This window comes from Lysobacter sp. GQ73, assembly GCF_059758755.1.
This window is the reverse complement of sequence record NZ_JCAXEE010000008.1, coordinates 46,212-70,397: the sequence shown is the minus strand read 5'-3', so window position 1 is coordinate 70,397 and position 24,186 is coordinate 46,212. Positions and strand designations below refer to the sequence as shown.

Annotated in this window: 12 protein-coding genes and 1 pseudogene; 6 read left to right on the top strand and 7 right to left on the bottom strand. The window is 64.9% G+C overall.

The genetic code is table 11. The annotated features are described in order from the left end of the window. Window positions 1-103: 103 nt before the first annotated feature. Window positions 104-1,903, bottom strand: a complete 1,800-nt coding sequence (locus tag AC6CH2_RS19490; protein WP_498270653.1) for an Ig-like domain-containing protein — start codon at window positions 1,901-1,903, stop codon at window positions 104-106. 760 nt (window positions 1,904-2,663) lie between these two features. Between AC6CH2_RS19490 and AC6CH2_RS19485 the strand changes: the two genes are divergently transcribed. Then, window positions 2,664-3,197, top strand: a complete 534-nt coding sequence (locus AC6CH2_RS19485) for a DUF3060 domain-containing protein (RefSeq protein ID WP_498270652.1) — start codon at window positions 2,664-2,666, stop codon at window positions 3,195-3,197. 44 nt (window positions 3,198-3,241) lie between these two features. Here AC6CH2_RS19485 and AC6CH2_RS19480 read toward each other — a convergent pair whose 3' ends face one another. Beyond that, window positions 3,242-6,205: a winged helix-turn-helix domain-containing protein gene (locus AC6CH2_RS19480; protein ID WP_498270651.1), complete on the bottom strand. Its 2,964-nt coding sequence runs from the start codon at window positions 6,203-6,205 to the stop codon at window positions 3,242-3,244. Between the two features lie 396 nt (window positions 6,206-6,601). Between AC6CH2_RS19480 and AC6CH2_RS19475 the strand changes: the two genes are divergently transcribed. After that, entirely contained in the window at window positions 6,602-8,920 is a 2,319-nt protein-coding gene (locus tag AC6CH2_RS19475; RefSeq protein ID WP_498270650.1) for a S8 family serine peptidase, read from the top strand. Between the two features lie 124 nt (window positions 8,921-9,044). Here the strand turns inward: AC6CH2_RS19475 and AC6CH2_RS19470 are convergent. After that, a pseudogene (locus AC6CH2_RS19470) lies at window positions 9,045-9,137 on the bottom strand (endonuclease); the annotation flags it as partial. Window positions 9,138-9,572: 435 nt separating this feature from the next. Between AC6CH2_RS19470 and AC6CH2_RS19465 the strand changes: the two are divergent. Together AC6CH2_RS19465 and ggpS are read left to right on the top strand one after the other, a co-directional pair. Continuing rightward, window positions 9,573-11,444, top strand: coding sequence for a sodium:solute symporter family protein (locus AC6CH2_RS19465; RefSeq protein WP_498270649.1), 1,872 nt, complete (start codon window positions 9,573-9,575; stop codon window positions 11,442-11,444). Between the two features lie 307 nt (window positions 11,445-11,751). Beyond that, a complete protein-coding gene (gene ggpS, locus AC6CH2_RS19460; protein ID WP_498270648.1) occupies window positions 11,752-14,127 on the top strand; it encodes a glucosylglycerol-phosphate synthase in 2,376 nt (791 codons plus the stop codon). Between the two features lie 172 nt (window positions 14,128-14,299). Here ggpS and AC6CH2_RS19455 read toward each other — a convergent pair whose 3' ends face one another. Further along, window positions 14,300-15,778, bottom strand: coding sequence for a SulP family inorganic anion transporter (locus AC6CH2_RS19455; protein ID WP_498270647.1), 1,479 nt, complete (start codon window positions 15,776-15,778; stop codon window positions 14,300-14,302). Window positions 15,779-15,977: 199 nt separating this feature from the next. Further along, on the bottom strand, window positions 15,978-16,850 hold the full coding sequence (locus AC6CH2_RS19450) for an ion transporter (RefSeq protein ID WP_498270646.1): 873 nt from the start codon (window positions 16,848-16,850) through the stop codon (window positions 15,978-15,980). 570 nt (window positions 16,851-17,420) lie between these two features. Here AC6CH2_RS19450 and nhaA point away from each other — a divergent pair. Together nhaA and AC6CH2_RS19440 are read left to right on the top strand one after the other, a co-directional pair. Next, a complete protein-coding gene (gene nhaA / locus AC6CH2_RS19445) occupies window positions 17,421-18,647 on the top strand; it encodes a Na+/H+ antiporter NhaA (RefSeq protein ID WP_498270645.1) in 1,227 nt (408 codons plus the stop codon). A 167-nt stretch (window positions 18,648-18,814) separates the two neighbouring features. Continuing rightward, a complete protein-coding gene (locus tag AC6CH2_RS19440; protein WP_498270644.1) occupies window positions 18,815-19,237 on the top strand; it encodes a copper uptake system-associated protein in 423 nt (140 codons plus the stop codon). Between the two features lie 141 nt (window positions 19,238-19,378). Here AC6CH2_RS19440 and AC6CH2_RS19435 read toward each other — a convergent pair whose 3' ends face one another. Together AC6CH2_RS19435 and AC6CH2_RS19430 are read right to left on the bottom strand one after the other, a co-directional pair. After that, entirely contained in the window at window positions 19,379-21,235 is a 1,857-nt protein-coding gene (locus tag AC6CH2_RS19435; protein ID WP_498270643.1) for a hypothetical protein, read from the bottom strand. A 340-nt stretch (window positions 21,236-21,575) separates the two neighbouring features. Next, on the bottom strand, window positions 21,576-23,375 hold the full coding sequence (locus AC6CH2_RS19430) for a S8 family serine peptidase (protein ID WP_498270642.1): 1,800 nt from the start codon (window positions 23,373-23,375) through the stop codon (window positions 21,576-21,578). Window positions 23,376-24,186: the final 811 nt, after the last annotated feature.

Here is a 24,186-nt window from a genome sequence, read left to right as displayed (position 1 = left end):
TATGAAGCAGCGACAAGAAATCGGCGCCCGCCAGGGGCGCCGAACAGGAAGAGTCGGGGCCGGGCAGGCGTAGCCTTGCCCGCCCGCGTTTACTCGCTGCCGGTCAGGGCAAGGCGTTCAACGTCGCCCGCACCGGCCTTGAGAAGATGAAACCATCGTGCCGGTCCCAGTTGATCGACCAGGTCATGACGCCGCGGAAGGTGGGATAAGCCTGCTGGGGCCGGATGGAGCCGCAACTCTGCAGCCGCGTCAGACAGTTCAGGGCATTGGCGATCGTGGTCGACGACGCCAGTCCGCTGTTGGCCGAGGAGGGACCCGAGGGCAGTCCGAACGCTACCTGATCCGGCCGCAGGCCGTTGAAGACGACGCCGGTGTTGTTGTTGGTCCTGAACCCCTCGATCAGCATCAGGCTGGCCCCGACCAACATGTCGACCGAACCCTCGGGCAAGCCGTTCTGGCTGTACGGGGAATACAGCGCGCCGTTGTTGTAGTACTGCACATGGATCAGGTCCAGCTCCTGGCGCAGTCCGTCGATGATCGGCAGATAGGCGCCCCATATCCCGCTGTACGCGGCAAAGCCGCCCTGGACATACGGGTGCTCGGGCGCCATCGACAGGTAGAACGACGGGCCGATGCGCGTGTTGAGCTGCTTGATGGCCGTGACCAGGTTGGTCTGCACGGCCGCGCCGTGGTAGACGCCGGCGCCGCTTTCCAGGTCGATGTCCACGCCGTCGAAACCGTAGTAGCGGATCAGGTCCTCCATGCTGTCGACGAAGTTGGCGACCTGCGTCGCGTTGTTCAGGGTCACCGTGCCGTTCTGGCCGCCCAGCGACAGCACGACCTTCTTGCCCCGCGCGCGCGCCGCGGCCACGTCGGCCCTGAACTGCGCTTCCGTGCCTGCGCCGGGGTCGACCGTGAAGCTGACCGCGCCGTTGCCCGCATCGTCGCCGAAGGCGACCACGATGACGTCGAAGTCGTTGGAGATCTGGCTGATCGGGAAAGTGGGCCCGGATGGATTGGTGAAGTTGTGCCAGTACCCCACCAGCGCATGGCGCGGCAGGGCGCCGCCGTCGCCGCCGGCGCTGGTGGTCGCGCTGACCTGCGCGCCTTGCGCCGAGGCGTTGCCGGCGTTGTCGCGGGCGCGCACGCGGAAGGTATAGGTCGTGGACGCGGCCAAGCCGGTGCTGCTGAAGGATGTCCCGGCAGGCGAGCCGACCAGCGTTCCATTACGGTAGACGTCGTAGCCGGCGACGCCGCTGCCGCCCGCGTTGTCGGTGGAGGCGTTCCAGCTCAGGTTGACGCTGGACGACGTCACCGACGTAGCAACCAGACCGGCCGGCACGCTGGGTGCGGTGGTGTCGGGCGTGGTCACGGGACTGATGGTGATGTTGGCCGTTGCGGACGTCGTGGTGGCGCCCTCGTTGTCGGTGGCGACTGCCGTGATTGCGTAGTTGCCTGCGGCCGCATTGGCCCAGGTCGCGCTGTAGGGGGCCGTCGTATCGACGCCCAGCGAGACGCTGCCGCGGAAGAACTGCACCTGGGCGATGGTGCCGTTGGCATCGGCCGCGTTCGCGGTAGCGGTGATGGTGGCGCCGGCGGTGAAGCTCGCTCCGTTCGCCGGTGCGGTCAACGCGACCGTAGGCGGCTGATTGCCGCCAGTGCTGCAGGTGCCCAGATCCTGGTAGTAGCCGCAGCTGGGACAGTGCGTGGGCGGTGTATTCCAGATCGACATGGTCGCCTGATACAGCCGCCCCTGATAGACGAGCTTGCTGCCCGCGTTGTAGATGGTGGCCGCGTTCCATTCGGCGATCCCCGTGCAGCTGACGCTTTGCGCGTGCGCGGGCGACAGCCAGGCCGTCAGCAAAAAGCCGGACAGCAAGATTCCTGTCAATCGGATGCTCATTAGGTGTGTTCTCCAGGTGCCTGGTGGATAGGGAAGGAGGCGAGCGCGAATGCGCCGACCTTTTCAAGCCACGCGCGGCAGACCTGCTGCGGCGCGGCTGTTCCCCCCAGAGAACAATGACAACGGTTGTGCGGTCTTGGCTGATCCGCACAGTGCGCTGCATGCATGTGCAGCGCTATCGGGCGCTGCCGACTGTGGTGCGCGACGGTCCGCGTGTCAAGTTGTCCGTTTCCGAATATTGCGGCGATCGTCACGCCGCGAACTATGCTGTCATGCAGCAATGTGCGCATGCGCCTGCCATCGCGTCGCTCATCGGACAAGCAGGAACGAGACTGGACTTTCAAATGCCCGAGCCTCGAGCGCCCGTCATAGCGGACGAGGGCTTCTAGCCGCAGCCGCTGCGCAGCCGGCTCAGTTCAGACGCCAAGCGCGCCGGGAAGAAAGTGCATGAGCTTCTTAGAACCACTCTCAAGCTCGTACTCGACCTGGCTGCAGATGCGGTCGACGGCCGAGCCCGCGCTGTCATTGCGGTCCGGCACCGCCGTATATCGCTCCGTTCCGACCCTGACAGTAGGTCATGGGGGATTTTCGTGATTCCTTCGTCTTGATGGACGACGACGTGGAAGCGACCGGGGGAGTTCACCCGTCGCAGAACCACCGTGTTCGCCCTCCGCTCCGTTGAGGCTGGCGTGCCTAGGCGCCGCGAGCCACGCAGGTCGACAGACGATCCGCCGTTTCCAAACAACCAGGATGCACACCCATGCCCAATCTCCTCCAGAGGTTCGACCTTCCCCGCTCCTTCTCCGCGCGAGGCAGTGCCCGCCGGCTCGCGCCGCTGCTCCTGTGTGTCGCAGCGACTGCTTGCGGGGAGGGCGGTGCCGGAGGCCCGATTGGATCCTCCGCGCTCGTCGATCCCGCCAGTGGCGCGACGTGCGGCCAGGGTGCCGACGTGCGGATCACCCGAAGCGGTTTTTCGACCGTGCTCGACGGCCAGTGCGGCAATGTGATCGTTACCGGATCGAACGGTTCCGTTAACGTGGATCACGCTCGGTCGATTCGCGTCGAGGGACAGAAAGTCACCGTGCTCAACGAAAAGGTCGAGACACTCGAAGCCATCGGCTCGGACAACATTTTCAACATGACCGAGGTGGGCCACGCGATCGTCGCCGGCGATCGGAACACACTGCTGGGCCGGGACTACCGGCAGGTGACGTTCAAGGGCAAGGACAACGCAGTCAACACCGACAACGATCCCCAACTGGACGACCAGGGGACCGGCAACAAGGTCATCTGAGCGGCGAAACAACTCGTTGGAAAGAACATGGCCAAGCCGGCGATCTACAGCGCCCCGTTGTCCGGACGCCCGGGCCACGCGGCGAGCTGGCCGTGTCCTCCAGCGCGTGCGGCCACGATACGGTCTCGTGGAGCGGCTGCGCCTCGAGGCCACTGCCGGTACCTATCAGAGCCGGAATCATCGTCCCCGGGCTTGCGTCCGTCCAACCAGTCCAGCCGCGCCGCATGGAAACCCGTGCGCGCGACCAAGGCGGCACGCTGCGCGCGCGTACAGCCCGGCAAATGCAGGTCGGCGGCCATGAGGCTGTGCGCCAGCAACTGCGCCAGCGTGTCCTGCCGCTGGTGCGCCTGGTAATCCAGCGCGGCCAGGATTCGTCCGGCGCGGACTTCATCGCCTTCGGCGCGGGCGATGGCAATCTCGAGTTGCTCCAGCCGCGGGATCCACAGCCCGCGCGACATGAGGCGACGGGTGGCCGCCAGTTCGATGCGCGCCTGGGCAACCTCGCCGCTTGCCATGGCGATCTCGGCCAGCGCCAACCGCCCGAACATGGCCGCGCGATTGAGGCCCTGCCGCTCCAGTTCGGGCAGCACGGCGTCGAGCTGGGCCTGCGCCTCGCGGGTCTCTCCGGCCCGCACGAGCAACGCGGCCAGGTCGACCTGGAGCGCCCAGCGATCGGGCGCCGTCGCGATCCGCGGGACTTCGTCCGCGACCGCACTCAGATGACGCAGCGCGCCCTGGAGGTCCCCTGCCATCAATTCGGTCTCTGCCAGACCGATCTGGCCAGACTGGGCTTGCGACCCGGGCCCCCTGCCGCACAGCGCATAGGCGCTGCGCGCTTCCATGGCGCGCGCCTGGCTGAGGAAGATGCCGCCCTTGGTGCAGGCGAACATCTTTTCGATGGCCGGCGGCGGGTCTCCCGGCTTGCGGCCCGCGCGCGCCTGCGCCGTAGCCGCATCGAGCACGGCCAGCGACTGCGCGTATTGCCCGCGATCGCTGGCGAGCAAGGCCTGGAATTGCCGCGCCCAGAGCAACTGTGCGCCCTGCACGCCGCTGCGCAGCATGGCATCGAGCTGTTGTTCGACCCGGTCGTGGCGACCGCGGAAGAAGTCGTCGTTCAACGCGTCCACGCCCAGCCAGATCAGCCCCAGGCGGTCGTTGATGTCATGGGCCACGGCGGTGGCCTGGACTAATCGATCGCGGTAACGGCCCAGATCGCCCGCGCGGTAGTAGTGAAACGCGGCCGACCGCAAAGCCCCCAGTTCGAGCTGGCGCTGGCCGGCGGCACGGGTCTGCGCCAACCACGCGTCCAACTGGCGCAACTCGCCGCGGTAAGGCCCGGCGGCCTCCCCGGCGAAGCGGGCACTGAGCGCCCAGAAGGTATCGCCGGCGGCGGCGAATCGCGCGGCGGCGCGCTCGTAAGTGCCGGTGGCGTCCACGCCTGCGGCGTTCTGCGCATCGGCCAAGGTCAGCAGCGATTGCCCACGCTCGTAAGCCCAGCCTTCGCCGGCCGCCTCGCCGATTCGCACCGCGTCGGCCGCGGTGGCGCGCGCGGCGGCATAGTCGCCCAATGAAATTTCGGTGCGCGCACGCGCCGTTATCCAGTACAGCCGCGTGGCCAAGGACCAGGCCTCGGGATCGGCCTGGGCCATGAGGACGGCCTTGGCGTCTCCGTAACGTCCGATGCGACCCAGCGCCCGGGCCTGTTGAATGGCGAACATCGGCTGGTGGGGATAGCGCTCGGCCAGCGCCTCGTAAGCGCGTGCGGCGCGCGCGTGGTCCGGCGACAGGCCCAGCCGCTCGGCGTCGAGAATCTGCCCCACGTCCGCCGGCACCGGGTGCAGCAGGCGACGCGCAGCGCCCAGATGCTCCAGCGCGGGCGGCAACTGGCCGAGCGTGGCCAGGGTCTGCGCCATGTTCAGCCGCCCCAGTGCGAAGTTCGGTGCCTGCCGGACCAAGTCTTCGCCGATGCGGGTGGCGCGGATCCATTCGCGGGCCTGCCGGGCACGCCGCAGTTCGATATAGCGCATTGCGGCGCGCGGCTCCACCTCGAGCCGCGGCCAAGCCTGGCCGTCGCGGCCCGGAACCAGGGCGTGCAGGACGTCCTCGCTGGTGCGATCCACCAGCGCGGCCACCTGCGAGCGCATTCCCTCGTGCTGGATGCGGCGCGGCCCATCGGGGGTGTCGATCCGGGCCTGGACGAACATCCGCGCCGGGTCGCCAGGCAATGGTCCGCTGCTGAGCAGCACCACCACGGTGGACGCGGGCGGCCGCACGGCCAATTCGGCTTGCGACAACAGGCTCAACTCGGGCAGCGCCCCAAGCTTCCATTCCAGCCAGGCATGCAGCAGCGCCGCGGGCATCCGATCGGCGGCGGCCGAACCGGGATCGTCCACTTCCACCAGCGCCACCGCCCTGGGTGAGACAGGCGTTGGCTCGGCCTGCAGCCGCAGGCTGATGACGACCAGAACGGCCAGGCCCACGGCGATGGCCAGCAACGGCCAGCGCGAGCCGGGTCTCCAGCGCGCGAGATTGACCGGTTCGGCGGGCGCAACCGGGGCCGGCTCCGGCGCCACAGCCGAGACGGGCGGGACTCCGGCACAGTCCACCGGTGCGGTCGCCGACGCGCCGGATCCGGACGCCGCCAGCGCCGGTTCCTCGGCGAGCACCGGTTCGACCTGCACCGGCGGCTCGAACACGTAGCCCTTCTTGGACACGGTGCGGATCCAGTCCTTGTGCGCCCCGCCCAGCGCCTTGCGCAGGGCCCAAACGCTTTGGGAAAGGTTGGGGTCCTCCACCACCAGCCCCGGCCAGACCCGGCTCAGCAGGGCCTGTCGCGTATGCAGGACGTGCGGCTCGGCGACCAGCAGCAGCAACAACTCGAAGATGCGGTGCGGCAGCTCCACCTCGCCGTCGGGGCGACGCAGCAGCCGGTAGCGCAGGTCGACCACGAGCGGGCCGATGCGCAGAGCCTGCGTGCGCGCAGGCCAGGGCGTGGGCGATTCGGTCATAGCGCGAACCTCTTGATAGGAGCCGTCCCGGCCTCGCGGAGCGAGCCGCCCCGCTACGGGCGTTCCCCACCTTGCCGGCGTCGCCCTGGGCTAAACAGATACCACGCGCCTCCCTCGCCGTGCACGTCCCGCGGGGCCGGCAATGCGTACGAGAGATTGTTTTGAGAAAACTTAAGCGAAACGAGAGAGGACCGGATAAGTCTTTTCACGCTGCAGTAATCCAAATGACCGCCATGCCTTCCGTGGCCCGCGGAAGGCGTCCGACCCCTGAGAGGTCGGGGGCTGGGGCACTGGACTGGCGGCCTCCCCCACGCCCCGCCAAAAGATACGGACGTCGCTCGATCGCGGCCGGCTTCATTGCGGCCGTTATTCCATTTCCTCATGAGGTCACATGCAGTGAAAAATTCGCACATCCGTCAGTCCGCGCTCGCCGCGGCCACCCTATTCATATTGGCTGGACCGGCTTATGCGCAGGGCCGGGTCGACCTGTCCGGACTCGCCACCGCGGATACGCACGACCGCTTCATCGTGAAATACCGCGACAGCAGCAGCGCCGCCGCCGCCAGCAACGCCAGCATGCAGGCATCGCTCGACGCCGCAGTCCGCGTACTGCCGATCCGGGGCGGGGTACGCGCCGGCATCAAGCACCTGCGCCGGATGGCCGTAGGCGCCGAAGTCGTGCAGGTCGGGCGCAAACTGGACCGCGTCGACGCCGAAACCCTGATGCGCCAGCTGGCGGCCGATCCGAATGTGGAGTACGTCGAGGTCGACGCCCTGCACCGCATCGCCGCCGTGCCCAACGACCCGAATTACAACGGCAACACCAACAAGCAGTGGCACTACTTCGAGGCCGCCGGTGGTGCGAACCTGCCACAAGCCTGGGACAAGTCCACCGGCGAAGGCATGGTGGTCGCCGTCGTGGATTCGGGCCACATCTCGCACAACGATCTCAATGGCAACCGGATCGGCGGCTACGACTTCATCAGCCAGGCCGGCTCCGGCCAGGGCCAGTCCGGTGACGGCAACGGCCGCGACAGCGATCCGACCGACGTGTCCAACGTCCAGCACGGCAACCACGTGGCCGGCACGATTGCCGCGGTCACCAACAACAACATCGGTGTGGCTGGCGTGGCGTATGGCGCCAAGTTCGTGCCGGTCCGCGTGCTGGGCAACGAGGGCTACGGCTCCATCTCCGACATTGCCGACGGCATCGTCTGGGCCGCCGGCGGCACCGTGAACGGCGTGCCGGCCAACCAGTACCCGGCCGATGTGATCAACCTCAGCCTGGGTGGCCCGGGCGCGTGTTCCAGCACCTACCAGAACGCCATCAACGCTGCGGTACAACGCGGGGCTGCTGTGGTGGTGGCCGCCGGCAACAACGGGCAGGACGCGTCCAACTTCAATCCTGCCAGCTGCAGCAACATCATCACCGTCGGCGCGACGGGCCGCAGCGGCGCCCGGTCCGCGTTCAAGTACGGCGGATCCTCCAACTACGGCACCGCCGTCGACGTGGCCGCTCCTGGCGGCGACATGAGGCAGAGCGACCAGAACGGCGTGCTGTCGACGGTGGCCAACAACGGCTACGCTTATTACGAGGGCACTTCGATGGCCACGCCGCACGTGGCGGGCATCGTGGCGCTCATGCAGTCGGCCGCCGGGTCCAGCCCGAAGACGCCGGCACAGATCGAACAGATTCTGAAGCAGACCGCTCGCGCTTTTCCATCGACCCCGGACCGGGCGATCGGAGCAGGCATCGTTGATGCGTTGGCCGCGGTGAACGCGGTGGGCGGCGGGACCGGCGGTGCGCCGACGGCGGCATTCAACTCGTCGATCAACGGCCTTACCGTCAGCTTCACCGACCAGTCCACCGACACTGGCGGCAGCATCGCCTCGCGCAGTTGGGATTTCGGCGACGGCACCACCTCGACCGAGACTAATCCCAGCAAGACCTACTCGGCGGCGGGCACCTACACCGTCAAGCTGACCGTCACCGACAACGAGGGCAACACCGATGACGAAACCAAGTCGGTGACCGTGGGCACCGCCAGCAACGTCCTCACCAACGGCACGCCGGTGACCGGCCTGTCCGGCGCGACCGGGGCCGCGCTGCGCTACACGATGGCCGTGCCCGCCGGCGCCACCAACCTGAAGTTCGTCACCAGCGGCGGCAGCGGCGACCCGGACCTGTACGCGAAGCTCGGCAGCGCCCCGACCACCACCAGCTACGACTGCAAGTCCGACAACCCCGCCACCGCCGAAACCTGCACGATCGCCACCGCCCAGGCCGGCACCTACCACGTGCTCGTTTCCGGCTACGCGCAGTTCAGCGGCGTCAGTCTCACCGGCAGCTACACCGCCGGCGGCACGGGCACGCAGACCTATACCAACACGGCCGACTACACCATCAACGACAACGCCTCGGTCGAAAGCCCGATCGCGGTCAGCGGCCGCAGCGGAAATGCGCCGTCCAACTCGTCGGTGGCGGTGAACGTGGTCCACTCCTTCCGCGGCGACGTTCGCCTCGACCTGGTCGCGCCGGACGGCTCGACCTATCTGCTGAAGAACCACAGCACCAACGACAGCGCCGACAACATCAATGCGACCTACACCGTGAACCTGAGCACCGAAACGCTCAACGGCAACTGGAAGCTGCGCGCGACCGACAACTACGTCAACGACACCGGCTATATCAACAGCTGGAGCATTACCTTCTGACGCCAACGGCCGGCGCAGCCCCGGGCTTCGCCGGCCGGACGAACAGGTTGGTTCCATTCGGCCCCGGAAGGAGTCCGGGGCCTCTTTGTCTGCGCCGAGCACGAAAGAACTAGGGTTTGCGTCCCGTGCCCTCGGGACGTACGCGGACCCGGTGCAGGACCTCGTTCTTGATGATATTGCCGACATCGGCGAATACATGCTGGTCGATCAAAGCGTCACGGCGCGGCCCTCGGACAGCGCTGCCTCTTCTATGAGGATCACGATCGTAGAACCTTCGAGCATGCCCGCGGCGCCAAGATCTCCGTTGCGACGCCGACCGGCCCCATGCTCTCTTCGCCGGGAACTGACCGCCTCCACAAAGATGCTCGATCTGATTCGCCGGCTGAGTTCATATCCGCGACAATGAACGCTGTGCGAGCCGGTGCACAGCAATAGCCATGCTTCGACAAAACGGCCCGGATGCCGTGGGAGACCTGTGGCAGGACACGACGAACATCGCACGACGAACATCGCCGGACATGCCCCGTGCCCGGACGTGCGCGATCGTTAGATGACATCCTCGATCGTGAGTCATCGCAGGCCAGGTACCATCAGTCATTCGACGATGTTACCCTCGATACATGAACAAGCTGACGCCTTATGAGCGCAGCTGATGGGGGCACTGTCACCTATTGACTGGACGATCGTCGCAGCGTATTTGCTTTTCACGCTGGTGGTCGGCCTATGGGCATCCCGATCTGCTGGCCGCTCCATTGAGTCTTACTTCGTCGCCGGGCGGTCGTTGCCGTGGTGGTGGATCGGAACGTCGATGGCCGCAACCACCTTTGCCGCCGATACTCCGCTGGTGGTTGCCGGATTGGTCGCAGAGCACGGAGTCGCAGGCAACTGGCTGTGGTGGTCATGGGCGATTTCACACGTGTCCGTTGCAGTGGTATTCGCCAGCTTATGGCGGCGAGCGGGTGTGTTAACCGATGCCGAGCTGATCGAGCTCAGATATAGCGGCCGCAGTGCCGCCATGCTGCGAGCATTTAAGGCCGGATTCTTCGCCCTACTCCTGAACGCGATCATTCTCGGTTGGGTAGTTCGCGCCATGGTGAAGATCGCCTCGCCATTCACCGATTGGGACGGGTGGATAGGACCCGACGCAGTGGCAGCCTTCGGGCGCTTCTGGCCACACTCCCTGCTGATTGGCGGAAGTAACGAAGACACGCTGACCGTTCTCGTCTTGTTCGGTCTCGTCGGACTGTATTCCACTATGGGCGGTATCCGCGGAGTGATTTTGACGGACTTGGTCCAGTTCGTTCTCGCTCTGTTGGGCGGCGTGGCATTCGCCTGGTACGCAGTAGACAGCGTCGGGGGGCTGGCAGGTTTACGGAGTGAGATAGCCCAACGCTATGACGCGGACCAGGTCTTGGCGTTCATTCCGCCGCTGGACTCGGCTTGGTTACCGCTGCATGTTTTCCTGATCTATGTTGCCGTGCAGTGGTGGGCACAGTATTACGCCGACGGCAGTGGATATCTCGCCCAGCGCCTGTTTGCCGCCCGCAATGAACGTCATGCGGCTGGCGGCGCCTTGTGGTTCGTAGTGTTGAATTACGCCGTACGCACCTGGCCTTGGGTATTGGTCGCCCTGGTCGCCCTAGTTGTCTATCCGCTGGATCAAACGGTTGCGCTTACCGGCGGTGCCGCGATCGTAGCCGCGGATCGGGAGATGGCGTATCCCGTTTTAATGGCGGAGCTTCTTCCATCCGGCCTACTGGGCCTGCTGTTCGTGTCGCTCTTGGCCGCATTCATGAGCACGGTCGACACCCACCTTAATTGGGGCGCCAGCTACCTCACAAATGACTTCTATCGCCGCTTTCTGAACCCGAAGGCGAGTGAGGTGCAACTGGTGCGGATCAGTCGCTTCAGCGTGGTTGCCCTGGCTGTCATGGGAATTCTGGTCGCCTCTCAGATCAACAGTATTGAGCAAGCCTGGCGCTTCTTTGTCGCGCTGGGTGCAGGTTTGGGCCTGCCGTCGATGCTGCGCTGGTTCTGGTGGCGAGCCAATGCATGGACCGAGATTGTCGGACTTGTTTCTGCTGTATGTACCGCTGTACTCATGTACACGATGTTTCCGAAGCTGCGGGCCGAGTACTTGATGCTCGTGGTTGTCGGCGCATCTACATGTACCGCTTTAGTTGCGACGTTCGCCACTCCTCCTGTGCCGAAGCGACATCTGCAACTGTTTGTCGACCGCGTTCGCCCCGTGGGCTATTGGCCGGGGCTCGCCGGCTCAGCCCCGCGCGCGATAGCCGCATGGCTGTTCGCCGCATGGGCCGCCGGTAATGCGGGGGTCTTCGCCTTGCTTTTCGGAACCGGCCAAGTTCTGCTGGGCGACGCAGCGATGGGCGGAGTGCTATGCGTAGTAGGCATTCTTCTCCTGATCGCGACCTTGCGCATAGGCAGTCACTGCTCCGCTGCACGGGGCGCGGGGTCTACTGACCTTGCGAGCGTGCAGGTGCCAGACGCGGCAGCGAAGTAGCAGGCGAACGACGCCTTTCAGGGCTACAGACGATCGATTAACGCAATCTTGACCTCGAGGCGTGAAAGATGCGTTAAGCTGCTGCGTCGCAACATGAAGCGACAAACATCTATTTGGGGATTGATGTTTTGGGGGCTGGGCCATGCATCGCTTGCATGTGGTCTGATGCCAGCTCTCCGGTGTGTTCGCCCTGCGCGAGCTTCGTAAACACCTATGCAATCCGCAAATTCTGTTGCAGCGCTCCTTCGGGAGCGCTGCTCGGCGTGGCGCGCGCACAGCTCCGCGCACGACTAACGTAGGAGGCATTGTGAGCGCTGTACTTCAGGATCGAACCCTGCTTTTAGCGACCGACTTGGATGGAACCTTTTTGGCCGGCGATCTTGAGAGCCGAAGGAAACTCTATCGTCTGATCGAGACACACTCAGAGGTCGACTTGGCGTGGGTGACAGGACGCGGGCGCGAGGGAATTCTTCCACTGCTTTCTGACCCCATGCTGCCGCGGCCAAAGTACCTGATATGCGATGTCGGGGCGACGGTTCTGCTCACCGAGGACATGCAGCCCATTCAGCCGTTGCAAGCGGACATAGAGGCGCGATGGCCCGGGGAGCAGGCTGTAAACCAGGCCATGCGTCGATTTCCAGGCTTGGTTCGACAGGAAGTTCCACAGGAGCGGCGCTGCTCGTATTACTGCGATCCATTGCATCTCAGAGAAATCCGAAAAGAGATCGAGTACGTGGCCGGAGCGATCGGTTGCAGGGTGCTGTACTCTGCGGATCGGTATCTGGATATCCTTCCTGGAGATACCGGGAAGGGAAGCACGCTGTCCGCTTTGATAGGCGCCATGCATGTAAGGCCCGACCGGGTTCTGGTGGCCGGCGATACGCTCAATGATCTGTCTATGTACGACGAAGGCTTTAGAGGCGTTTGCGTAGGCCATTCTGAGCCCGCCCTGATTCAAGCCACCGCAACCATGACTAATGTGATGCATGCGGCGGCTCCAGGCTGCGGCGGAATACTAGAAGCATTCGAGCATTTCCAGCTTCTGGATACGATCGAACCGGGCGCCTCGCCACAAGGCGTGGGCGAGGCCGAGCTCGTGATGGTGTATCACCGACTTCCTTATGAAGAACGGGTCGTGCGCGGCAAGCGCGTTCAACGCCCTCATAGCTCGCCCAACGGCATCATTCCCAGTCTGCTCAGCTTTTTCTCAGATGGGCAGCCAGGTTCATGGGTTGCATGGACCGTTGACGACTCAGCCAGTCCGCCGGACCAGCCTCGTCGTGCGCCCGTCGATCCAGTTCTATATCCCGGGCTCAATGCCGCGACGGTTGCGCTGAGCAGGCAAGATGTCGATACCTTTTACAAACGATTCTCGAAGGAAGCCTTCTGGCCGGTGATTAATACCTTCTGGGAGCGCGCTCGCTTCGATGAGGACGATTGGGGCGTATTCAAGCGCGTAAATCGCCAGTTCGCCCTCGCGGCCGCGGCCGAGGCGGCGTACGGAGCGACGGTCTGGCTTCACGACTACAATCTGTGGATGGTCCCGGTCGTGCTTCGAGAACTGCGCCCGGACTTGAAGATCGCCTTCTTCCATCACACGCAGTTCCCGGCCGCGGATATATTCAACATCCTTCCGTGGCGTCGGGAAATCCTTGGCAGCCTGCTGGCATGCGACTACATCGGATTTCACATTCCACGCCATGCGGAAAATTTCACGGACGCCGTTCGCAGCGTGTTTCCAGTCGAGGTGATAAGCCGCACGTCGTGCGCGCCGCGATTTCTCACGTTCGGTTGCGCCGTCGGCGTGGAGGACATGGCCTCGGAACTTCTGGTCGCGGGACGACATGTCCGTGTTGGGGCACACCCGATAGGCACCGACCTGGACCGGATTCGAGACTGCCTCAACGCACCGCAGTTCGAGAACGACGTACGCAGCGTCAGAGAGCAGATCGGCAATCGTAAGCTTGTGCTCTCCATAGAGCGCCTGGACTACACGAAGGGGATTTTGGAGAAATTGCAGGCCTTTGAACGCCTTCTGGATGAATCGCCCGAACTGCAAGGTAAAATCACGCTGATCATGGTTTGCGTGCCCGCTGCAGCGGGAATGACCATCTATCGATCGCTGCAGCGCCAGATCGAGCAGGCCGTAGGCAGGATCAATGGTCGACTATCGCGATTGGACTGGACGCCCGTTAGATTCTTCGCTCGCGTTTTGCCTTTTTCGAGCGTTGTCTCCTATTACGCCGCGGCAGACGTCATGTGGATTACGCCCCTGAGAGACGGGCTGAATTTGGTCGCGAAAGAATTCGTAGCCACGCAGGGGCTGAGGTCGGGTTCCGGCGTCCTCGTCTTGTCTGAATTTGCTGGCGCCGCTGCTGAAATGAAAGGCGCGTTGCTCACCAACCCTCACGACATAACAGACCTGGCCGCCAAGTTAAGGCAGGCTCTGCAAATGGAGCGCCCCGAGCGCGAAGGCCGCCAGCGGCAATTGTTCGAAATAGTGAAGCACTACGATCTAGCTCGCTGGGGCAGGGATTTCCTCAGATCGGTTCGAAATGCCGATGAGCTCTCGCCGGTTACTCAGATGCAGCAGGAGACGGCGGCGAACGATGAGGCCGAGGAAGTCCTTCAGCCATCGACGTCGATCATGGTCGATGAGGGACCGGTTTCCGAGGTTGTCTAACAGCTGTCGAACAGCACCGGAGTTGCAGCGGCCAGGCATTGAGCAAAAAAAAAGCGCCCGGGGCGAGGACCGGGCGCTCCGGCCGAACGCTATTGGAGGGAGCGCGCGGTCGGGCGTCCAGGATACCCCGGTTGCTTTTCTTTTTCATGATCCGCTCGGCTATCGACATGGGTCAGTGTCCGCCGCTGAGCGAGCTGTCGCCGTCGCGATGCTTGCCGACTCGCTCGATCAGCGTCTCGCTCGCCCGATTGAGGCCGATCACCTCGACCGCCGTCCCGTGAGCGCGAAGCTTCAGGACCACCCGATCGAGCGCATCGACCGCGCTTAAATCCCAGAAATGCGCATGTGCGACATCGATCTGCACGCGCGGCGGTGCGTGGATGAAGTCGAAGCTGGCGACGAACTGGTTGGCCGAGGCGAAGAACACCTGGCCGCGGACCTCGTATACACGGCTACCGTCGCCGGGATCGCGCTCCTCGACCTTAAGCAAAGCGCTCACCCGACGAGTGAACGACAGCGCGGTCAACAGCACCCCGGTCAGCACGCCCTTGGCCAGATCATGCGTGGCCACGGTGACCGCCACGGTACCGAGCATGATGATCGTGGCGCTCCTGGGGTGGTTTCGCATGTTGGCGAAGGACCGCCAATGAAAGGTGCCGATGCTGACCATGATCATCACCGCCACCAACGCGGCCATCGGAATGCGCGAAACCCAATCCGACCCGTAGACGACCAACAGCAGCAGGACGAAGCCCGCGACGAAGCAGGAAAGGCGTCCGCGCCCGCCGGACGACACGTTGATAACCGATTGTCCGATCATCGCGCAGCCGGCCATGCCGCCGAACAGTCCGGCGACGATATTGGCCGCGCCCTGCCCGACGCACTCGCGGCGGCGATCGGTCGGCGTATCGGTCATGTCCTCTACGATCTGCGCGGTCATCAAGGACTCGAGCAAACCCACGACGGCCAGTGTCGCCGAGACCGGCAGCAGAATCTCCAGGGTCTCGAGCGTCCAGGGAATGTTGGGCAACAGGAAAGCGGGCAGGCTGCTGGGCAGTGCGCCCATGTCGCCGACGGTCCGGATGTCCACGCCCAGCCCGATGCATACCGCAGTCAGCACGACGATCGCGACGAGGGGCGACGGCACCGCCCGGGTCAGCAGCGGCAGTAAATAGATGATCGCCAGGCCGGCGGCGCAAACCGCATACACGGGCCATCGCACGCCGATCAGCTCGGGCAGCTGGGCGAGAAAGATGAGGATGGCCAGCGCGTTGACGAAGCCGATCACGACGGAGCGCGAGACGAAGCGCATCAGGGTATTGAGGCGCAACGCACCCGCGAGGACCTGCACAATGCCGGCCAGAATGGTAGCCGCGAACAGGTATTGCAGGCCGTGGGCCTTGACCAGGTCCACCATCACCAACGCCATCGCGCCGGTGGCCGCCGAAATCATGCCGGGCCGCCCGCCGGCGAATGCGGTGACCACCGCGATACAGAACGAAGCATAGAGGCCGACTTTAGGGTCGACGCCGGCGATGATGGAAAAGGCGATCGCTTCGGGAATCAGCGCGAGGGCGACCAGCAGGCCCGACAGAATATCGCCGCGAATATTGCCGAACCACTGCTCACGCAGCGGATAATGGACGGTCATGTAGACTCCGCACGCCCGCAGGCGCTTGATGACACGATGAAATGCAAGTCCTCGCCGACGCGATGTCGCGTGGCCTGGAATGCCAAGTGTCAGGGCGGAGTCATGAGGCGGCGTCTTCTGGGCCGAATGTGGCTGTGGGCATGGTATTGCCTCGCAACAGCCAACTCAAGTTGGCCCCTCGATCGCTCGGCCGCGGCGCTTATCCCATCGGCGCCGGCAGCGAATGCCCGCAGTGCCGGCAGAACAGCGCGTCGGGATCGTGCCCCTCCAGGCCGCACTGTGGACAGCCGCGTCTGTCGAGATGAGCGCGTTCGTGGCTGGCCTCGCGCAGGCTGCTCGCCAGTTCGGCGGTATAAATGCCGGTCGGCACCGCGATCACGCTGTAACCGATCAGAATCAGGATCGAGGTAACGAAGCGGCCGAGCGTGGTGGTCGGCGCTATGTCGCCGAAGCCGACCGTGGCCATGGTGACGATGGCCCAGTACATGCCGGTGGGAATGCTGGTAAAGCCGCGCTCGGGTCCTTCGACGACGTACATCAACGCACCGAAGATCACCACGACGGTCAGCACCGCGCAAATGAACACGAAGATCTTGCGCCGGCTGCGCCATAGCGCGCCGACCAACAAGCCGCCCTCCTCCACGTACTGGGTCAACTTGAGAATCCGAAACAATCTGAGGATGCGCAGCACGCGCACCACCAACAGGCTCTGACTGCCCGGCAGGAGCAGCGACAGGTAAGTCGGCAGGATCGACAGCAGATCGATCAGCCCCCAGGTACTCAGCGCGTAGCGCCACGGGCGCCGCACCACGGCCAGCCGCAATGCGTACTCGACGGTGAACAGCACCGTGAACATCCATTCCAGCCCGTACAGCCATCCTGCCCAGCGCGCATGCAGGCGCGGCACGCTGTCGAACATGATCACAAGGACGCTCGCGAGGATCAGCCCGATCAACAGCAGATCGAAGTTGCGCGACGGCGCAGTGTCGTGGCGATAAATGATGTCGAACCAACGCCGGCGCCAGCCGTCCTGCGTCGCAGGGTTGAGTTGCGGGTCCAGCAACAAGCGCATGCGCCCTCCATCTAATCCACTGAAGCCCAATGCATCATGATGCCCCCGCTGTGCAGGCCTGGCGGCCTGGAACGTCTCAGAACTAGTTTACGGAGCCAGCAGGTCATCGGAACGGTAGGTGCATCCACGCGAGTCTACATAGCGTCCGCGATCAGTTCGGGTTAGCTCCTCGCCGGTAAACAACCTATAGACACCGATGATCTCGGGGCCATCGTCGGTACGCGTGCGCTCGCAGCGCAGGCGCCGAATGAGACCCCGTTCGTCGATCGCTACGATCTTCCAACTGCTACGAAGAGTGTTCATCAGGTTGGACATCCTGGCCGGGCGATCGGTCGCGCGCAGCGCACCGCGGGTAGTCGGACATGCGCCCGGCTGCAGCGGAAGGTTGCCTCCAGCCCCCCAGAAGCGAGACCAGAAGGCTAACATGAAGAGCCGCGTGTGGCATTGCAAGCCTGATTGCCGCGGAATTATTCTGACGAGTCTCGTCAGAACGCCGCATGCCTAGGACCATGGCGCGATAGCTAGCGGTTCCTCCAGTACCCTCCTATCTCCAGACGCATCGAGATCGCAATGAGCCCGCAGTCCCTGAGAAAAGTCGTTCCTCAGCGCGCCCTCGATGCCTTGGCTGAGTTCTTCCGCCTCGAAGCCGCAGGCGGGATCGTCCTCATCGTCGCGGCCTGTGCGGCGCTGATGATCGCCAACTCGCCGTTCCACGCCGAGTACCTGGCCTTCAACGCCACGCCGGTTCAACTCCGGATCGGCGCCCTGAATATCGACAAGCCCCTGTCGCTTTGGGTCAACGATGGGCTGATGGCGATCTTCTTCCTGATGGTCGCTTTGGAGATCAAGCGCGAAGCGGTCAGCGGACAGCTTTCGGAGCGCTCGCAGTTGGTGCTTCCCATGGTCTGCGCGGCCGCAGGTGTCGCGGTGCCCGCGCTGATCTTCACAGCATTCAATAGCGCCGATGCTAGCGCGATGCGAGGCTGGGCCGTGCCCACCGCGACCGACATTGCGTTCGCGCTGGGCGTACTGGCGCTGCTCGGATCCCGGGTGCCGACGGGCTTGAAGCTCCTATTGTCGACCATAGCCGTCGTCGACGACCTGATCGCGATCGTCATTATCGCGGTTTTCTATTCGCATGAGCTCGCGCTGACGCCTCTGGCGCTAGCTGCCGTCACGCTGACCGCCATGTGGGTTCTGAACCTGCGAGGCGTCAGCGCTCTGGGTCCGTACCTGCTGCTGGGCGTCGTGCTCTGGTTCTTCGTGCTCAAGTCCGGCGTCCACGCCACCTTGGCCGGCGTGGCCACCGGGCTGATGATCCCTCACGTCAACAGGAAGAACGCCATCCCCGACGACACTGAGCATTCGCCGCTGGAGGCGCTCGAACGCGAGATCCATCCCTGGGTCGTCTATGCGATCCTCCCCTTGTTCGCCTTCGTCAACGCCGGGCTGTCCCTACGTGGCATCGAACTGGGCCATATCCTCTCGCCGCTGCCGATGGGCGTCGTGTTCGGCCTGGTGATCGGTAAGCCGATCGGCATCGTCGGCGCCTCGCTGCTGTTGCGTGCCGCCGGCCTGGCGAGATTTCCCGACGGCATGAACGTCTCGGCCATGATCGGCCTGGGCTTGATGTGTGGGATCGGCTTCACCATGAGCCTGTTCATTTCGTCGCTTGCCTACTCGGATCCGGCCCTCTATCAGGAGTCGGTGATCGGGATCCTGTTGGCGTCGGCGATTTCCGCGGTCACCGGCTATGCATGGCTGCGGGCCGCGCTGCCGGTTCGATCCGAGCGATAATCGGCGTGATTACGCATGAGCCAGCAGGGCTTCATTCGGCCCAGACGCTGTTTGTGCCAGGGTAAGAATTTGCGTGGCCGCTCTTTGAGTTGTCCCGCAGAGCTTGAGCGGCAAGGGAGTCAGAGGTTGTGCTCGGCGAAAGGTACCTTCATGGACACGACTTCGCATTGAAGTACCGATCCTCGGTTTTATGGATCGCGCTGGCCTTCGCCGTGGCGGCTAGCTCGTGCTCCACGCCAAGCGAGGCCGACGATGCGCAAGCCATTCGATCCGAATTGCTTTCATCGTGGAATCGGCCGTATGTGCCGCTGAAGGTGGATCCCATCGTGATCGCCGGCGAATATGCGATCGCAACCTGGGCGCAGGGCCACTACGCGGGGCGGGTGCTGTTGGAAAGGCAGCAAGGCGCCTGGCAAATGATCCTTTGCAGTGGCGATGCCTTGAAGGACCCCGACTTCTTGCAGGAAGCCGGGGTAGATCCCGTCGCGGCACGAACGCTCGTGGCCGATCTCCATCGCGCGGAGCAGTCGTTGCCGGCGCGGACTCGAGCGGCTCTCTCGCGCTTCAGGGGCGTGGTACCTATGCGGTAGCCGCACGGCCTTCCGACCGCCCGCTCTCGCAGGCCAGCGGACTTAGGTTCCGAGCGATCCATACAGGCACGCCGATGGATCCGGCCCCATGGACCTTGCCGTTCAAGGCAGCGCGGCGCCAGTACGGCGCCGCGCTTGCGCTCAGCCTCCGCGATACTGGCCGATGTTCAGCGCGTTGATGCGCTCTTCCAGACCGGCTTGCGCGCCGTCGATGGCCTTGTCCAATGCGCTGCCGGGTTCGCGGTTCTCCAGGTACTGCGCCACGTCCTCGGCGAAGCGATCCGCGTCGGCGCCGGGCTGCGGCGTGCGCAGACCGCCGGTCTCCGGGTCGCGCAGGTTGTCGGGCAACGCGACCACGCCGCTGCGGCCAGCGCCATCGACGATGCTGAGGGTCTGCGCGGCGAGCAACGAGCGCATCTCCTGCGGCACGCTCTCCTCGAAGACTCGCTCGGCATTGTCGGTCGGCCACCAGCTTTCCAAGATCGACGACTCCACGTGCGTGTTGTACAGCGTCGCCACGGCCGCGCGCGGCACGCCGCCCCCACCGATGCCAACGGCGAATCCCGCGTAGTCGCTCAAGATGTTGAACATGGCCTGCTTGGCCGCGTTGGCATCGTCGCTGTCGGCCGCCCGGTTGGCCTGAGCGCCGAACGCGCCGGTCAGCACCTCGCCGTCGATATCGGCCACTTCGTCGGCGAAGGCGCGCAGGTCGCGGCTGCCGCCCTCGAGGACCGGAGCTCCGTAACGCTGCACTCGATCACGATACTGAGCGGTAGCGTCCATGACCGCTTCGCTCCACGACGCGTAGCGCTCCGGGGCCGGGCCCAGCGGCGGCGGCGGCGCGCCTTCGGCGAGCGGCTTGTTCGGGGCGGTACCGTCGGCGTTGAGCGCGGCGGTCATGAGGTAACTGCCGTCGCCGGCCTCCAGGGGCCCGGAGTCCGCCAGATAGCGACCGAGCGGCGTGTTGCGCGCCACCGCGAACGCGTCGTCGCCCTCGCCGGCATTGAGGATCTCGCCGGCGAAGCTGCGATAGACCTCGGCGAGCGGCTCGTCGGCCTCGGTGTTGACCCGGCCGTGGTGGTGCTTGGCGCCCAGCATCAACGATTCCACCGCGCGCATTGCCGCGGCGTCGTTCGGGTTATCGCGCAGGTTGTCGACCGGCGTGTCCAGGATGGCGCTGACCAGTGCCGGGATCTCGTTCACCCGCGGCGCGGTCCCGCCGGTCGGGCTGGGATCGTGCGAACTGGTGATCAAGCCGGGGTCCATCAGTCGCGAGGCTGGACTCTGGCTGGGGTCCCCGGGCGGAGTGCCCTGGATGGCGAGCAGTTCGGAGCTCGCTGCGTTGCGCATCGTCGCCAACAGCGCCGTCGGCCAGGCACCTTCGCCGAGCAGCTCGGCGCGGTGCTCGGCATAACGCTCCACCGGTTCGACTGCCGGCGGGTCGTCGTTGAGGATCACGTGGGCAGCGAGTTCGGCGGCGGCCTCGGGCGCATATTCGCCCTGGTTCAATACGATCGCGGCCAACTCCGGGTCGAGGCGCGACTCGCCTCCGCGACCGGTCAGCTGCTGAAAGAACGACGCGTCGAGACAGCCGGCGTTGCGCGAAGCCGAGCCCAATGCTTCGCCGAACAGCTTGAGCGTGTCCTGGGTCTTCTCGTTCGACAGGAACTCCTCGCCCCGGGCAGCCTGGGGGATGGAATCGTAGGCCGAGATCATCTCGGCGGTCTTCTCCGGCCCGAGCGCGCCGAAGAACCCGGCAGCGAATTCCGGATCGTCGGCCGCACGCTGCAAGGCGGCGTTGAGTTCGTCCGCCTGGTCGGCATAGACGAAGGCCAGTTCCGCGCTGCCGCCCGGCGGGATCGCCTGGAACGGCGGGTCTGCTTCCGCGAAGGTGCGGGCAGCCTGCGCGCCTTCGTCGCGCCCGTCGGAGGGCATACAACTATCGGGCGACTGCCACTGAACCGGTTGCGCGCTGACATTGCTGATCGGAGCGTTCATGGGCCCACCTGTCGGATTGCTTCGCGACCTTGAGGGTATCGACGCCGTACCCGGCAGGGGAGCTAGGGATAACCCTGCCGACGCAAGACGACTGTCGTGGCTGCCGGAGCGGAACTGAGATGCCGATCAACATTCACGTCGCGGCGCGGACCACCGAAGGCCTGTCGGCAGATCCCGGCCGCGTCGCTTCGGTCAGCGCCGGCTGGGCCAATGCGCCCACCAGATCCGGGGCCTGGTCCGGCATGCGTCCTCGCGCCAACTCCTCTCTCACGGGAAAGGGCCGAAGCATCCACCGCGCGCACGCATCGGCGCGCACGCGCGGTGGACCGGTGCCGCAGGATCAGAAGGTGACGCTCCAGGTGTCGATCCGGCCGGTATCGAACCAGGCATTGTCGTTGACGCGCAGCCTCCAGGTACCGTTGAGCGGCTCGCTCGACAGATCGAAGGTGAACGTGCCGGTGACGTTGTCGGCGCTGCCGCCGGTGCGGTTGTGGATGTTGTACAGCGAGCCGTCCGGCGCGACCAGGTCGACTCTCAGATCGCCTTTGTAGGTGTGGATGATGTTCACCGAGACGCTGGCATTGGTCGGTCCGTTGCCGCTGCGGCCGGACACCGCGATCGGGCTTTCCACCGTGGCATTGTCGCGTATGGCCACGTCGGTGCCGTTGGTATAGGTCTGGGCGCCGCCGCTGCCGACGGTCACCGTGCCGCTTTTCGTGTGAGTGGCGCCATCGTCGTCGGTGACGGTCAGGCTGACGTTGTAGGTGCCGGCGGTGCTATAGGTCTTGCTCGGGTTGGCCGCGATCGAGGTAGTGCCGTCGCCGAAGGTCCAGCTGCGCGAAGCGATCGTGCCGTCGCTGTCGGTCGAGGTGTCGGTGAAGTTCACCGTCAGCCCGCTGACGCTGGAAGTGAAATTGGCCACCGGCGGGTTGTTGCCCGGGCCGGGGCCGAACAGGGAATACAGCAGGCGGTTCGGGGAGCCGCGCAGGTCGGTGATCTTGCCAGGGGTGGCGTTGTTGACGATGGCGGTATACACCTGATCCGGTGTCGCCGCCGGGTTTACCGCCAGGTACAGCGCGGCGACGCCGGCTACGTGGGGCGAGGCCATCGAGGTGCCGCTGTTGGCGGCCGACGCGGTGGCGCTGCCGATACCGGCCGATACGATCGAGGTGCCCGGTGCGAACAGATCGAGGCAGCTGCCCCAGCTCGAGGCCTGGCCGCTGGTCCAGATGGAGCGCGCGTCGTTGCGATCGCTGGCTCCGACCGTGAGCGCGCGCGGCACCCGCGACGGGGACTCGGTGCACGCATCGATATTGCCGTTGCCCGCCGCCACCACCGCCACGACGCCGGCGTTGATCAGATTGTTCACCGCGGTGTCCGTGGCCGTTGAAGCCGGCCCGCCCAGGCTCATGTTCGCCACCGCGGGTTTGACGTGATTCGCCGTGACCCAGTCGATGCCGGCGATGATCTGCGAGTTCGGCGCGCTGGAACCGCAACCGAACACGCGCACCGGATGCACGGTGGCCTTCTTGGCCACGCCCCACGTGGTGCCGGCGACCGTGCCGGCAACATGGCTGCCGTGACCGTGGCAGTCGGTGGTGCTGGAATCGCCGGGGACCGAAGAGAACCCGTTGCCGATGCGGCCGGTGAACTCGGTGTGGTCGGCGCGCAGGCCGGTGTCGACGACGTAGGCGTGTACGCCGGCCGCGTCGGTATCGTAGGTGTAAGTGGTGCTGAGCGGCAGATCGCGCTGATCGATGCGATCCAGGCCCCAGGTGGCGTTGGTCTGCGTCGCCTCCACCGACATGTAGCCGTCTTCTTCCACGAAGGCTATCCGCGGATCCTTGAGCAACTGCGCCAGGGAAGCGTCGTCTGCGTCGACGACGAAGCCGCGCAGCGCATGTTGATAGCTGCGCTGCAGTTTGACGCGATACTGCTGGGCGATGCCCTGCGCGACCGCAGGCACGTTGGCTACACCATTGCGGCTCTCCGCCGACAGCAGGGCGGCCCGCTCCTTCAGTACGACGATGTAGCGTCCCTCGATCGGCCTGTCGACGGTCAGCAGCTCCGCAGTCAGGCCCGGCAGCGCGACGGACATCAGCGAAGCACCGATGGCCAGCGACAAAATTCGACGATTCATGCACGTCTCTCCGTGTGTGGACGGGACAAAAACGGAGGCCGTGGACTGCCTGTCCGGTGCATTGGCGATGAGCGGCGTCCCACTCCACGCAGTCCGGCACCCCACCTCGTGGTGAGCGCCCGGCGTCGCACCGGTTAGGGCAGCGCGCTGCGGCTCCGCCGCCAGCGCTTCACGGCACCGACCGTTGTTGCGTTCCCGATTGAAACCCCAAAGTGCCGCGGTATGCGGCGGGCGACCGTCCTGGCTTCCGCTAAGGGCAATATCGAAAAACGGGAAAGGCCCGACGGCATCTACGGCCGGTGCGCTCGCAGGGCCGTGGCGACCAACCTAGGTATACAAGCCAGCGGCGTCCATGCACTGAAAACGGTTTACTCGCGCATAAATCGTGAACGCGACCGCATTTCCAAATATCCACGGAAGCCACCGCAAGCGCATCGCAAACCGTACGTCGGCGTGCGCGCATCGTCGCAGAACCTGGTTCCCAGATGCGGAATATCGGCTACCTGCCTGCGGCCGAGCGTCGCGGGAGTGGTGTTCCGTGGCAATCGGTCAGCTCACACGATGTGGGCGCATCGCCGACCAACGCGCTCTCCAGATCGCGGGGCCGGGGCACGACTCATGACATCTGGGCCACGATCCGAGGCCGCATGATTCGGGCCGTCACGCATTCGACGCAGATCGAGCACGGGTGCCGGGCGTGCGTGCGATGTCGTTCGTTCATCCGAGCTTTCACGCAGATCCAGCCGAGTTTTCGAGCGCAGTCTTCACGCGATTATTGCGCTGTCGAATGACGCCGATCACGGGCACTTCA

What these genes read in the sequence shown, in the direction of transcription:
- AC6CH2_RS19485 (WP_498270652.1), top strand. Translation starts at nt 2,664, where the DNA reads ATGCCCAATCTCCTCCAGAGGTTCGACCTTCCCCGCTCCTTCTCCGCG.
- nhaA (WP_498270645.1), top strand. Translation starts at nt 17,421, where the DNA reads ATGAGCCCGCAGTCCCTGAGAAAAGTCGTTCCTCAGCGCGCCCTCGAT.
- AC6CH2_RS19480 (WP_498270651.1), bottom strand. Translation starts at nt 6,205, where the DNA reads ATGACCGAATCGCCCACGCCCTGGCCTGCGCGCACGCAGGCTCTGCGC.
- AC6CH2_RS19435 (WP_498270643.1), bottom strand. Translation starts at nt 21,235, where the DNA reads ATGAACGCTCCGATCAGCAATGTCAGCGCGCAACCGGTTCAGTGGCAG.
- AC6CH2_RS19430 (WP_498270642.1), bottom strand. Translation starts at nt 23,375, where the DNA reads ATGAATCGTCGAATTTTGTCGCTGGCCATCGGTGCTTCGCTGATGTCC.
- AC6CH2_RS19465 (WP_498270649.1), top strand. Translation starts at nt 9,573, where the DNA reads ATGGGGGCACTGTCACCTATTGACTGGACGATCGTCGCAGCGTATTTG.
- AC6CH2_RS19455 (WP_498270647.1), bottom strand. Translation starts at nt 15,778, where the DNA reads ATGACCGTCCATTATCCGCTGCGTGAGCAGTGGTTCGGCAATATTCGC.
- AC6CH2_RS19490 (WP_498270653.1), bottom strand. Translation starts at nt 1,903, where the DNA reads ATGAGCATCCGATTGACAGGAATCTTGCTGTCCGGCTTTTTGCTGACG.
- AC6CH2_RS19450 (WP_498270646.1), bottom strand. Translation starts at nt 16,850, where the DNA reads ATGCGCTTGTTGCTGGACCCGCAACTCAACCCTGCGACGCAGGACGGC.